Source organism: Exiguobacterium sp. s5, from assembly GCF_018618075.1.
Classification (GTDB): Bacteria; Bacillota; Bacilli; order Exiguobacteriales; family Exiguobacteriaceae; genus Exiguobacterium; species Exiguobacterium mexicanum_A.
On record NZ_JACSLK010000002.1, the window covers coordinates 466929 to 479728 of the forward strand.

Genomic DNA, 12800 nt, shown 5'->3' on the forward strand with positions numbered 1-12800 from the left:
TTACATCATTTTGGCTCATATCGAAATTCTGACACTTTTGCATTTGTTCGCGAGTAGAGCGTGTCCATCGAGAATCGGTTAGGGAGACTTATACTTTCCGCGTACACGTTCTCGATGGTTTGATTGATATACACATTTTCCACTTCTAAATATTCGAAAACGAGATCTTTGTACTCATCGGCCGAGGAATCTTCATGCTGTAAGCCTTTTAGTTCGGCCAAATACGTGTCGTTGTCTGCTCGCATGGCCTGCAACTCTTCAATCGCACCCGGAACATTCACGTCATCTCTCGGAATGCTCGATAACGTGAGCATTTTGAGATGATGGTCGCGGGCTGCCGAAATGATGGAAGCCGCATCAAAATGAATGATAGGTCTGTCGTCAACCGGTTCAACCGTGCCCACTCCTCCGCAAGCGGATAAAGGCATCATGGTTCCTGCGAACAGAGAGACGGATAAAAGTAACTTTTTCATCATCGATTCTCCTTCGCATCTATTAGATTTTCTTACGAGATTTCATCTATGGTTTCGACCACAACCCCTGTATCCCCGACTTTCCCCAAGTCGAGCACGGTCGGGTCTTCGTACGCCAAGACGTGAAACTCTTGTTCAAACGTCCGAATCACATAATGGGATAGTTCGCCTCGGTACGTGTTGACACGTTCTGTCCCCATGTTCTCTGCGGCGAATCGTGTGAATCGGGACGTCTTCAGTTTCACGATTGGGCAGGCATTGCGTAGCCCATCTTCATGCATACTATGGTCCTCGATTGTCCCAAGAAACACCGCATATTGCTCGAAACGGACGCTGATGCGATCGCGTTCCGCGTCCCACGTCAGCAACATCGTCGGATCATTTGCCCCGAAAAACGTCCACTCAAGTGGATAATAGATGACGCCCTTCATCTGGAACGACTCCGTCTCGAGCACATAGTCTTCCGTCGTCATCAAAAAGTTCAAATCGATTGCCACACTTGTCTCCCCCTTTCAAAAAAAGCGACGTCCGAAAACGTCGCTTTCCCTCAATAAAAGATAAACCACAGTGCCGCTGCCACTAAAAACAGGCCGGCCCCGATGAAGAGAATCTTCGCTAGCCTCTCGTATACCATGTCTTCACCTCACCAACGCCGCGCCGACGACGAGCGAGACCCCAATCGAGAGCAGGAACGCCATCAGGCCGACGGCGATGTTCCCTTTCCCAATCTCCTCGTTCACTTTGAGCGACGGCGTCAAAAATTCGAATAACCAATACGTCGTCAAGAGAAGGAAGAAGCCGAAGCTCCCCCCGACCAACACATCCATCGTCTGGTCGTGATGGCTCTCGACGACGCGGAAGATGTTGGCGAGACCGACGATTTTCCCGCCGGTCGCAAGTGCAACGGCGATGTTTCCTTTTTGAATCTCGCGCCAATTGCTGTACGGTGTCGTCACCTCGAAGACGGCGAGACCGACGACAATCATGAGTCCGGCGATGGAATACAGGCCGAGCGACTCAAGCAATACGTTCACGTTCACATTCCCCATCCGTCTGTTCCCCTCACTTCAGTTCGACGACCGTGACTCCGAGTCCGCCTTCACCCATCCCACCGGGGCGCTGACTCTTCACGTGACGATGTCCTTTTAGGTACTCTTGCGTCGCCTGTCGCATCGCACCGGTCCCGAGACCATGGATGATACGGACGTTGTCATACCCGGACACGAGCGCCTCGTCGATATATTTGTCGAGGCGGGAAAGCCCTTCTTCGACCCGGACGCCGCGCAGGTCGAGCTCCGACTTCGTCGAGCTCTGACGCTTGAGAGAGCTGCCTTTCGACTGGAGCGACTGCTCTTTCGATGGGCCGATCTTCTGAAGGTCGTCCGCTTTGACGTTCACTTTCATGATCCCGACTTGGACGTTGTACTCGTTGTCGTTCAATTGCTTCACGATATAGCCCTTTTGGTTGAACGTCGTCACTTTCACTTCTTCGCCTTTACTGAACGTACGTTTCTGTTGCGCTTTTTGTTTCACTTTTTGGATCTTTTTCTCTTGGAGCGTCGGTTTCGCCGATTCGAGCTGCTTCTTCGCGGCGATGATCTCGTGCTCTTTGACGATCCCTTCTGCGCGTAGCTTCTTCAAACGGTCGATGACTTCGTTCGCCTGGCGCTTCGCCTGTTCGACGGCCTTCTCGGCACGAGCCTCGGCTTCGCCGTACATCGTGTCGCGCTCGCGCTCGAAATCGGTCAGCTTCGCCTCGAACGCCGCCTGCTCTTCTTCAAGGTCGTGGCGTTTGACGATGAGTTCTTTCTCGAGCTGTTCGGCGCGTTGCTTGGCCGCCTCGAGCTCATTGATCATCGATTCGACTGATTCAGCGTCGGTACCGACGTGGCTCCGTGCCTTGTCGATGACTTGTTCCGATAAACCGAGACGTCGGCTGATCTCGAACGCGTTCGAACGGCCCGGTACGCCAATCAACAGGCGATACGTCGGGCTGAGTGATTCGATATCGAACTCCATCGAGGCGTTCATGACGCCTTCGCGATTGTAAGCGTAAGCCTTCAGTTCTGAATAGTGCGTCGTCGCCGCCACACGGGCGCCGCGTCGTTTCACTTCGTCGAGGATGGCGATGGCAAGGGCCGCCCCTTCTTGCGGGTCGGTCCCGGCACCGAGCTCATCGAACAGGACGAGTGACATGAAGTCGATCTTGTCGAGCATGCTGACGATGTTCGTCATGTGTGAGCTGAACGTAGACAAGCTCTGCTCGATCGACTGCTCATCCCCGATGTCGGCATAGATGGCGTCAAAGACGGACAGCTCCGTCCCGAACTCGGCCGGTACATAGAGACCTGACTGCACCATCAGTTGGAGCAATCCGAGCGTCTTGAGCGTCACCGTCTTACCGCCGGTGTTCGGTCCGGTGATGACGAGCGACGTGAACGCCTCACCGAGCTCGACCGTGATCGGTACGACCTCATCTTGCGGGATGAACGGGTGACGCGCCTGTTTCAATTTGATCTCGCGTTCGTCGTTCAATTTCGGCTCCGTCGCTTTGAGCTGATGGCCGTAGGCGACTTTCGCGAACACGAAGTCGAGCGTGGCGAGCACGTCGAGATTGATCACGACCGAATCGGCGACACCGCCGACGAGGTTCGACAGTTCGCTCAAGATGCGGTCGATCTCGGCGCGCTCTTTCAAGCGGACTTCTTGAATCTCGTTGTTGATTGACACGATCGCCTGGGGCTCGATGAAGAGCGTCTGGCCCGATGCCGATTGGTCATGGACGATCCCGCCGAACGCTTGGCGGTACTCCATCTTGACCGGGACGACGTAACGGTCGTTCCGGATCGTGACGATGGCGTCTGACAGCATTTTCGCGTTGTTGCGGAGGATGTTGTCGATCCGTGAGCGGACGCTGCCTTCAAAGCTACGGAGCTGGGTCCGGAGGCCACGGAGACGGTCGCTCGCCGAGTCTTGGACCGTGCCTTGGTCGTCGATGGCGTGACGGATCGACTGTTCGACCTCAATCAGCTTCGTCAAGCGCTCGGCGTATTCGTCGAGGCGCGGGATGCGGAGCTCTTCATTGTCCTCATGAAGCTTCTCGAAGAAGTTCTTCACTTGGCGGCCGCTGTACATGACGGCGGCGACGGCGAGCAGTTCGCTCGTCGACAGGACCGAGCCGATGGCGGCCCGTTTCACTTCACTGCGGACGTCGGTCAGCCCGCCGAGCGGGAGACGATCCCGGAGTCGGACGACCTCGGTCGCCTCACGGGTGACGTTCAAGTTCGACAATACCCGGTCGTACGTATAGTCGGGCTGCATATTGAGCGCCCGTTCTTTCCCGAGCGAGCTCGCGGCGTGGGCGGCGAGCTGCTGGCGTAGTTTTTCATATTCTAAAACGCGTAACGCGTGATCCATCTAGCATGTTCCTTTCTGTCGCTTCGCGTCGATGAACGCCTTGGCGTCCTCGAACGAGAGGCAGTTGATGATGTCTGACGGTTCGAGATAGGCTTTCCGGGCGTGCAAGACGCCGAGTGCCATATCTTCCATCATATCAGGGTGGTGCGTGTCGGTGTTGATCATCAGTTTGACGCCGGCCGCCTTCGCTTTCTTCAGCGTCGAGGCCGTCAAATCGAGCCGGTTCGGGTTCGCGTTCAACTCGAGCGCCGTCCCCGTCTCTTTCGCGAGGGCGATCAAGCGCTCCTCATCGATCGGATAGCCGTCACGGCGCCCGATGAGTCGACCGGTCGGATGGGCGATGACGTTGACGTACGGCGAGCGGCAGGCGTTCTCGAGCCGGCCCATGATTTCGTCGATGGACTGGTCCATCTTCGAGTGAATCGAGGCGACGACGTAATCGAGCGTCGCCAAGAACTCGGGCTCATAGTCGAGCGTCCCGTCCGGACGGATGTCCATCTCGACACCGCGCAGGACGTGCATGTCGTGTTTCTTCGCGGCCTCAAGGATTTCTTCCCCTTGGGCCTCGAGCCGTTCCTCGGTCAAGCCGTTGACGAACGACATGTATTTGCCGTGGTCGGTGATGGCGATCCACTCGTAGCCGCGCGCTTTCATCGCCGCGACGAGCTCGTCGACCGTCAGCTTCCCGTCCGACCAGACCGTGTGCATATGGGCGTCGGCCTTGATGTCGTCGAGCGTCACGAGCTTCGAGATGTCGTGCTCGAACTCGAGGTTGCCTGCCCGGAGCTCCGGCGGGATGAACGGCAGACCGTAGCGTGCGAACAGCTCGGCTTCCGTCTCCGGTTGCCAGAGGCCGTCCGCCGTCTCGACACCATACTCGGAGATCGACTCACCCTTCGCTTTCGCGAGCTGGCGCATGCGGACGTTGTGGTCTTTCGAGCCGGTGAAGTGATGGAGCGTCGCAGCGAAGGCGCCCGGTTCGACCATGCGGAAGTCGACCGACACCATCTCTTCGCGCTCAAGGACGAGCGACACTTTTGTCTCGCCGGCCGCGATGACCTCGTTGATGAACGGGAGGGCGAGCAGCTTGTCACGGAGCGCGACAGGTTCCTCGGTCGCGATGATGAAGTCGAGGTCTTTACACGTCTCCTCGGCACGGCGGAAACTGCCGCCGACCGAATGGCGCAAGACGAGCGGCTCGGCTTCGAGCACCGTCTCAATCTCTTCGACGACCGGACGCATCATGGCGTACGCCAAACGTTCCGGACGTGACTCGAGGTTCCTTGCGGCCGTGAGCAACTTCTCGACGCTCTTCGCCCCGAATCCCGGCAGGCTCGCGGCCGTGCCGTCCTCTAACACGGTAATGAGTGTCTCGAGGTCGACGACGCCGACTTCACGGAGCTTGGCGAGCTTCTTGCCGCCGAGTCCTTGGATTTTGAGCAGTTTCATGAGACCGTATGGGATCTCTTCTTGGAGTGACTCGAGCACTTCGCTCCGCCCCGTGTCCCGCCACTCTTGCAGGACGGCAGCCGTCCCTTTGCCGATGCCAGAGATCGTCGTCAAATCCTCGATGTCCTCGAGTTCGAGCTCCGTGTTCTCGAGCGCCGTCGCGGCTTTGCGGAAGGCGTTGATCTTGAACGGGTTCTCCCCTTTAATCTCCATATATTGCGCGATCTTTTCTAACAGCATCATCGCTTCAACTTTATTCATTGAAATTCCCCCTTTTCCATACAGAAAAGGCCGAGACACAAGCACTAGCTTGCATTCCGGCCTGTCGTGTTACAACATCTTATTCGAGAACCATTCTGAGAGGTATGGCGTGTCTTGAATGATGTACGTCGCGAGCGACGAGTTATCGACCGCACTTTGGACGCTTGCCATCGGCACGAAGGCGATGACCCATAAAATGAAGAACGTGATCACATACGCCTCGAAGAAACCGAGGACGGCACCGATGATGCCTTTCAATTGGCGCAAGATCGGCAAGTCCGTCAAGAAGTCGAGCATCGATAGGATGAGATGCAAGACAAGTTTCGTGATGACGAACAAGACGACGAACCAAAAGACGTTATAAAATGTCATCTCGAGTCCCGTGAGCGCGTTTAAATCGATGACACCTTTCGGAAGCGTTCCATCGAGTTGCGACGGATACGGAATCCAAAGCTTGAACGCTTCGGCGAGATCACGGTAGTATGCATTTGCGACGAGGAAACTGATGATGAGCGCGACCCAATGGCCGAGCTGCAAGATTGCCCCGCGGCGGAACCCGTTAACGATTCCGATGAACAAGAAAAACAGTATAAGTAGAGTAACCATAAAGTGATTTATTCTCCCGTATTTCGTTTAGTTTTGACGTGATCGCTCGCGATTTGGATAGCGGCGAGCACCGCTGCCTGACGAGCGTCTAGATGAGGGGACTGTTCACGAATCTCACGGATTTTGCTATCGACCAGAAAGCCCACTTCCCTCACATGATCGGCCGGCTCTTCGCTGACGATCGTATAGTCTTGACCCGCGATATGAATTGTTGTTCGTTGTACCTGCACGCGTCACCCCTCCTTTACGTCTATTCAAAATTAATCATAACATCGTTTGTATATTAGGAAAAGAAGAAGGTCCCTCCCTTTTCCACTCCAACATTTTGTGATACCCTATTTCAAAGTTGTCAAACGTCAATCTTCGTTGAAAAATGAAAGATAGGGTGGCAACACTGCATGAAATGTGCGAAAATAGCAACAATTCAAACATTAAGAGAGGATGATTTATTTGAAATTACGCATTGGCCTTCTAGGTCGCATCATCATCGCTATCGCATTCGGGATTCTACTCGGTAGCATCGTACCAGAAAGCCAGAACTGGATTGTCCGGACGTTCGTCACGTTCAACACGGTCTTTGGACAGTTCCTAGGCTTCGCCATCCCACTCATCATTCTCGCCTTCATCATTCCAGGAATCGGGGAACTTGGAAAAGGCGCTGGGAAATTGGTCGGTTTGACGGCACTGATCGCATACGTATCGACAATCGTCGCCGGGACGCTCGCCTACTTCGCGACGAGCAACCTGTTCCCACAAATTTTGACACGTAACAACGCGTCAGCTGAAAGCCCGGAGGAAGCGCTCTTAAAAGGCTTCATGGAATTCGAGATCCCACCGGTATTCGGCGTTATGACGGCGCTCATTCTCGCATTCGTCATCGGCATCGGGATTGCCGCCATCGAAAGCAAGCGCTCGCTAGATTTGGCCATGGATTTCCGCGATATCATTGAACTACTCATCAGCAAAGTCATCATTCCACTATTACCGATTCACATCGCCGGAATTTTCATGAACATGACGTATGCCGGACAAGTCGCTGAGATTCTCTCGGTGTTCTCGCTCGTCTTCGTCACAATCATCGTCCTACACTTGACGATGCTCTTGATTCAATATTCGATCGCAGGGGGTCTCAACAAAGAGAACCCGCTTCGCCTCTTGAAGACGATGATGCCGGCTTACTTCACGGCCATCGGGACACAGTCGTCAGCGGCGACAATCCCGGTCACGCTTCGCCAAGCGAAAGCGAACAACACGGACGAGGGCGTCGCCAACTTCGTCGTCCCGCTCTGTGCGACGATCCACTTGTCAGGGTCGACAATCACGCTCACATCGGTCGGTGTCGCCCTCATGTACTTGAACGGCATGCCGATGTCTTACGCGATCGTGCTTCCGTTCATCCTCGCCCTCGGCGTCACGATGATCGCGGCACCAGGCGTACCAGGTGGAGCCGTTATGGCCTCACTCGGTTTGTTCGGTTCAATCCTCGGGTTCGATGCGACGATGCAAAGTCTCGTCATCGCCCTCTATTTGGCACAAGATAGCTTCGGCACGGCGACGAACGTCACGGGAGACGGGGCCATCGCCAAGATCGTTCACTACTTCAAACGCAACACGAAACTCCTCGACGACGCAAAAGCGCGCGAAGAAATCGCATAATACGCTCCAAAATTTGATAGAATGAGGAAAACGGGCAGGCCACGCGGTTTGCCCGTTTTTCATACATACGAAGAAAGGGTGTTTACATGGAACTGATTCGTTGGAACGACCTATCCGGATTTGAAGAACGTGTCATGCCCCACCTGCTCGAACATGAGGCCGAGAACAGCTTGATGATTGGCGTGCTCGATGCCATCAAGCAAGGCCGATACGAGTCGTATTTTCAACTGACCGTCGAAGATGACGGTGATGTGCTCGCGATCCTGCAAGTGACGCCGCCCCATCCGCTCAACTATGTGCTCGTGAAGCCTGAGCGAGAGGATGACGTCCTTCGTCTGCTCGTGCCTGAACTATTAAATGGTGATATCCCATTCACCGAGGTCGTCTCGCAAGCTGATCTAGCGATGAATTTCTACACGCTCTGGTACATCCTGACGGCGCGAGAGCCGAAAGTCTTCATGGAGCAAGGCCTATATCGTCTTGATCGTGTCAACGACATTCCGCTGTCGGAAGGGTCGATGCGACGGGCGATCGAGGACGATGAGGCATTCCTCGTGAAGGCGTATAACGCGTTCGAAAAGGATACCGGTTTACCGGTCTCGTCGAAGGCAAACGCGACACAAAAAATTGCGACGATGCTCGAGAATCAAGAAGTGTACGTCTGGGAAGTCGACGGCAAGGTCGTTTCCTGCGCGAAGAAATCGCGTGAGACCGCTAACGGCGTCACCGTCTCGTTCGTCTACACACCGAAAGCGCTGCGCAAGCGCGGCTATGCCCGTTCGCTCGTCGCCGAGCTGAGCCGGGAGCTCTTGACGTCGAAACAATATTGTACGCTCTATACAGATTTGAACAACCCGACATCGAACAAGATTTACAAAGAAGTCGGCTATCAAAAAATCTTCACTTCAGCGTGGATTCGATTGCCTAGCTGATTCGTGTCGCCTCCCCTATACTGTAGGTGGAGGCGATTTTTGATGAACAGACTATTCGGTTGGTGGCTCCGCATCCCGCGCCGGATCCGGATGACCGTCTTGACGCTCGCCACGCTCGCGGTGCTCGGCTATACGGTCTTCCTCGGCGGGAGGAGCATGCTCGACGACCCGAACTGGGACACGCTCTGGCTGAGCGTGATTGGCGCCGCCCTCTTGACCTTTATCACGTACAAGGCAACAAAAAAGTGATCGACGCGTTCGTCGATCACTTTTTGTATAGGCTTATTAGAAGAATGAAGCTGGGTTGACCGTGTTGCCCGCGCTCGAAGATGAGTACGAGTAACCGCCACGGTGAATCTCAAAGTGCAAGTGTGAGCCAGTCGAGTTCCCTGTGCTACCCATCGCGCCGATGTTTTGGCCTTGTGTCACACGTTGACCGGCTGATACCGATACCGAGCTCATGTGTGCGTACACTGTCGTCCAGACCTGCCCGTTCAACACATGCGTGATGATGACGTGGTTGCCGTAGGCCCCACCCCATCCAGCACGTGTGACCGTACCTGTTTGTGACGCATTGATCGGCGTTCCGACTGGTCCCGCGATATCAAGTCCGTTGTGGAACGAGTAGCCGTTCGCACCGCTCGCCGCGCCCCAACCTTGTGAAAGACGACCGTTCGCCGGGCGTTGGAACATGCCACCACTTGCCGGTACAGATGTCGCAGCCGATGCTTGCGGTGTGCTGACTGCGCTCGCAGCAGAGTTTGAACTCTGTTGTTTCTTCGCAGCCGCTGCTGCCGCTGCCGCACGTTTCGCTTCTTCCGCTGCACGACGTTGCGCTTCCATTTCAGCTTTGATGGCTTTCTCTTGTGACTTGAGTGTTGACTCCATTTCTTGGAGGCTCACCAATTTCGATTCGAACTTCACTTTTTCAGCGTTGAGTTTCTTGATTTTCGCTGCGCGCTCTTTCATTTTCTTGTTGAGCGTCTTTTGACGTTGTTCGAGTTCTTCTTTTTGTTTCACGAGAGCATCGCGCTCGGCTTTCAACTCAGCTTGCGCTGCAGCCAATTTGTCTTTCGTCGCTTGGTATTCTTCAAAAATCTGCTTGTCGTTCTCTTGAATCGTACCGGCTGTGATCATTCGTGTGAGTAAGTCACCGAAGTCTTTTGAACCGAAGATGAATTCAGCCCAGTCGATCGAGCCACCGCCATTTTTTTGCATCGTGGCCATGCGCTCTTTCATCAACTCTTCTTGCGCCTTCATCTTTGCTTCGTATTGCTTGATTTTCTTTTGAAGGGCCGCAATTTTTTGTTGTGTCGCACGAATCTCAGCTTTTTTTTGAGCGACGTCATTGATGACGTCTTGGAGTTCGGCATCTAACTTGTTGATTTCTTGCTGTTCTTTGCTGATTGCCTGCTCACGTTTTTGGATCGAGGCGTTCGCTTTGCTTTGTGCACTGTTATTTTGTTGTTGTTGCTGCTGCACCTTTTTCTGTTTGTCTGTAAGTGACGCTGCATAGCCAGGTGTCGTGCCGCTAATGAGAAGAGCTCCTAAAGTGACGGTTGCTGCAAGTTTCTTCAAGTTAATCAATGTGCTTCCCTCCGCTGAGTTCTGTGAATTTCTATATAAAATAGATCGAATAATTTATAAGTTAAAACGCGAATTCCTGTATCGCTCTGAGACTCATTATAGCAATCTAAACCTAAAGTTATTTTACACTTATATTTCATTCGCATTACATTGACCTGTTTTAGGTTTTATACGTTTAAAAATGGGGGTATAAAGGGATTTCTCATTTCCCCATGTCACAAAAACGTTATAAATAAAAAAGAAAAGCACTTCTTGAAAGCGCTTTTCAAATAACTACCTATATGATTTTTTTACCACCTTGGGGAGACATACCCCGATCGCGACCGATTCGTTCGGCCGTGTTTCCACAAATAATAACCGCCAACGAGAAGGACGCCACAGGCTGCCCCGAAACTGTCGAGCAGGATATCCTGAATGAGCGGCGTCCGCTCCGGCGTCAGGCTTTGATGGAACTCATCAAAGATGGCGACCGTATTCGCGAGCGCCCAGGCAAACAAGATCGTCAGACCGGCATGGAGTCTCGTCCGTGACACGGCTTTGACGAGAAGTGCCCCGAGAGCGAAGAAGACGGTGAAGTGCGCCGCTTTCCGAATCAAGAACTCAATCAAGCCGACGCTCCCTTTCGCCTCGAGCGATACTGGTCCTCCGGCGTACTCGAAGTCGACGGTCGAGAGTACCGGTTCGGCCCACGTCCAATCGAACCGTTCGAGCGGTGAGACGATGCTCTGGTCCGAATACGGGGTCGCGCTCGAGAAGAATAAGCCAATCAGGATCAAACTGATCCATATAAATTCATTTTTCAGTATGTACATAACACCGTTCCTTTCTACAACGAGTCTCATTATACGCCGTCCATCATGTTTCATTGTAACAACGACTTCATCATTTCATGACAATTTGATTGCGAACAACCGGTTCAAAGTCGTGTCTTGAAATTCCGATTGGTATAATGAAAATAAAAAGGGGGAATCAACATGATCTATCAATATGAAGCGGCCGACATGAGCGGCAAGCTCCAACCGCTATCCAAATACGAGGGGGACGTCCTGTTGATCGTCAACACGGCGAGCAAGTGCGGCTTCACACCACAGCTCGACGGGCTCGAGAAATTATATGAACGTTACCAGGGGCAAGGGTTCCATATCCTCGGCTTCCCATGCAACCAGTTTGGCAATCAAGACCCGGGCTCGAACGAGGAAATCAGCGAGTTCTGTCAATTGAACTACGGTGTGACGTTCCCGATGTTCGCCAAAGTCGACGTGAACGGGAAAGACGCCCACCCGCTCTTCCAATACTTATCAAAAGAAGCACCGGGCCTGCTCGGCTCGAAGACGATCAAGTGGAACTTCACGAAGTTCCTCGTCGACCGGAACGGCAACGTCATCGAACGGTTCTCGCCGCAGACGACACCGGACGAGATCGAGACGGCGGTCAAACGTCTGTTATAAGGAAAAGGATGGTCCACCGAAATCCGGCGAACCATCCTTTTTTTAGCGTGGGGTGATGAAGTTGATCGTGTAGAACGGACTTGATTCTTCATTATAGACGAGGCCGACCGACACGTGCGTGAAACCATCTTTCAAAATGTTCTCCCGGTGGCCGAGCGAATTCATGAGTCCCCAGTGGGCGTGGAAGACGCTCATCTGCCCCATCGCCAAGTTTTCTCCGGCGAGGGAGTAGGCGATGCCGGCCTCATTCATCCGCTCGAACGGGTCGCGGCCCTCGGGATCGGTATGGCTGAAGAAGTTGTTGCGGGCCATGTTCTCACTATGGGCGCGCACGACCGGGAGCAGCGGTTCGTAGTCAGCGAGCGCCGACAATCCGAACTTCTGACGGTCCCAGTTCATGAGCATCCGCATCAATTGTTCGTTCGCGACGAGATTGTCTTCCGACACGTCGCCGTAATAGCCGTCACTCGACTCCTCGACGTCCCGGTCGACAGTGAGCACGGCCTTTAGCTTGTCCTCATCGTGCTGATCGAAGAAGAGCGTCACATAGTCGTCGTCGATCGCATAGACGTTGAATGACGGGTCGTCCGGGATCAAATAGCGTTTGAGTCCCTTTTTATACGACTTGACCTCATCGAAACCGATTTGCTCGACTTGTTGCCGTGTCGTCTCACCCACGACGAGTCCTTCATAGACGCTCCCCGTCTCGAACTGGTAATGGCCTTTCTTCGAACCGTCGTCATCAATCAACTCGAGGCTCCGGTCTCCGCCCTTCTCGAGCAAGTACCAGTCATGCCCGGCATATTGGCTCGTGAAGCGCGGCGCGTCGGTCGCACGTTCCTGTTGTTCTTCCGCCACTTCCGTCGACTTCACTTGAACGCTCGTCGGCGCCGACACGTTCGGCACTTCATACTTCCAGGCCGCATACATGCCGATCGCGAGCAATAAAATCACTAATTTACGAAACATCG

At 53.8% G+C, this 12800-nt stretch carries 14 protein-coding genes; 4 read left to right on the forward strand and 10 right to left on the reverse strand.

Features of this window, described 5'->3' with window-relative positions; genetic code table 11:
• Nucleotides 1-5 precede the first annotated feature (5 nt).
• The 7 genes from KNP60_RS06465 to zapA all read right to left on the reverse strand — a co-directional run bounded on the left by KNP60_RS06465 (nt 6) and on the right by zapA (nt 6436).
• Nucleotides 6-473: a hypothetical protein gene (locus KNP60_RS06465; protein ID WP_214797138.1), complete on the reverse strand. Its 468-nt coding sequence runs from the start codon at nt 471-473 to the stop codon at nt 6-8.
• 32 nt (nt 474-505) lie between these two features.
• Nucleotides 506-970: a hypothetical protein gene (locus tag KNP60_RS06470; RefSeq protein WP_214797139.1), complete on the reverse strand. Its 465-nt coding sequence runs from the start codon at nt 968-970 to the stop codon at nt 506-508.
• Nucleotides 971-1111: 141 nt separating this feature from the next.
• Nucleotides 1112-1522 carry a DUF350 domain-containing protein gene (locus KNP60_RS06475; RefSeq protein WP_034776716.1) on the reverse strand — a complete coding sequence of 137 codons (411 nt, stop codon included), beginning with the start codon at nt 1520-1522 and terminating at the stop codon, nt 1112-1114.
• A 13-nt stretch (nt 1523-1535) separates the two neighbouring features.
• Nucleotides 1536-3890 carry an endonuclease MutS2 gene (locus KNP60_RS06480; RefSeq protein WP_214797140.1) on the reverse strand — a complete coding sequence of 785 codons (2355 nt, stop codon included), beginning with the start codon at nt 3888-3890 and terminating at the stop codon, nt 1536-1538.
• The gene (gene polX, locus KNP60_RS06485; protein ID WP_214797207.1) at nt 3891-5606 is read right to left on the reverse strand and encodes a DNA polymerase/3'-5' exonuclease PolX; all 1716 of its coding nucleotides are present in this window, start codon (nt 5604-5606) and stop codon (nt 3891-3893) included.
• Nucleotides 5607-5669: 63 nt separating this feature from the next.
• Nucleotides 5670-6206, reverse strand: coding sequence for a CvpA family protein (locus KNP60_RS06490; RefSeq protein ID WP_034776712.1), 537 nt, complete (start codon nt 6204-6206; stop codon nt 5670-5672).
• A gap of 8 nt (nt 6207-6214) precedes the next feature.
• Nucleotides 6215-6436: a cell division protein ZapA gene (gene zapA / locus KNP60_RS15500; RefSeq protein ID WP_021066785.1), complete on the reverse strand. Its 222-nt coding sequence runs from the start codon at nt 6434-6436 to the stop codon at nt 6215-6217.
• Between the two features lie 211 nt (nt 6437-6647).
• Here zapA and KNP60_RS06500 point away from each other — a divergent pair, with 211 nt between their 5' ends.
• From KNP60_RS06500 to KNP60_RS06510, 3 genes are all read left to right on the forward strand, one after another.
• A complete protein-coding gene (locus KNP60_RS06500; protein WP_214797141.1) occupies nt 6648-7862 on the forward strand; it encodes a dicarboxylate/amino acid:cation symporter in 1215 nt (404 codons plus the stop codon).
• A gap of 86 nt (nt 7863-7948) precedes the next feature.
• Nucleotides 7949-8794: a GNAT family N-acetyltransferase gene (locus KNP60_RS06505; RefSeq protein ID WP_214797142.1), complete on the forward strand. Its 846-nt coding sequence runs from the start codon at nt 7949-7951 to the stop codon at nt 8792-8794.
• A 42-nt stretch (nt 8795-8836) separates the two neighbouring features.
• Complete coding sequence (locus tag KNP60_RS06510) at nt 8837-9043, forward strand: hypothetical protein (protein ID WP_214797143.1); 207 nt, start codon at nt 8837-8839, stop codon at nt 9041-9043.
• A 36-nt stretch (nt 9044-9079) separates the two neighbouring features.
• On the opposite strand, the gene KNP60_RS06515 is transcribed toward KNP60_RS06510, so the two are convergent.
• Together KNP60_RS06515 and KNP60_RS06520 are read right to left on the reverse strand one after the other, a co-directional pair.
• A complete protein-coding gene (locus tag KNP60_RS06515; protein WP_214797144.1) occupies nt 9080-10381 on the reverse strand; it encodes a murein hydrolase activator EnvC family protein in 1302 nt (433 codons plus the stop codon).
• Between the two features lie 290 nt (nt 10382-10671).
• Nucleotides 10672-11193, reverse strand: a complete 522-nt coding sequence (locus KNP60_RS06520) for a VanZ family protein (RefSeq protein ID WP_214797145.1) — start codon at nt 11191-11193, stop codon at nt 10672-10674.
• A 162-nt stretch (nt 11194-11355) separates the two neighbouring features.
• Between KNP60_RS06520 and KNP60_RS06525 the strand changes: the two genes are divergently transcribed.
• Nucleotides 11356-11829, forward strand: coding sequence for a glutathione peroxidase (locus tag KNP60_RS06525; protein WP_029595900.1), 474 nt, complete (start codon nt 11356-11358; stop codon nt 11827-11829).
• Nucleotides 11830-11871: 42 nt separating this feature from the next.
• On the opposite strand, the gene KNP60_RS06530 is transcribed toward KNP60_RS06525, so the two are convergent.
• Entirely contained in the window at nt 11872-12798 is a 927-nt protein-coding gene (locus KNP60_RS06530) for a CAP domain-containing protein (protein ID WP_214797146.1), read from the reverse strand.
• Nucleotides 12799-12800: the final 2 nt, after the last annotated feature.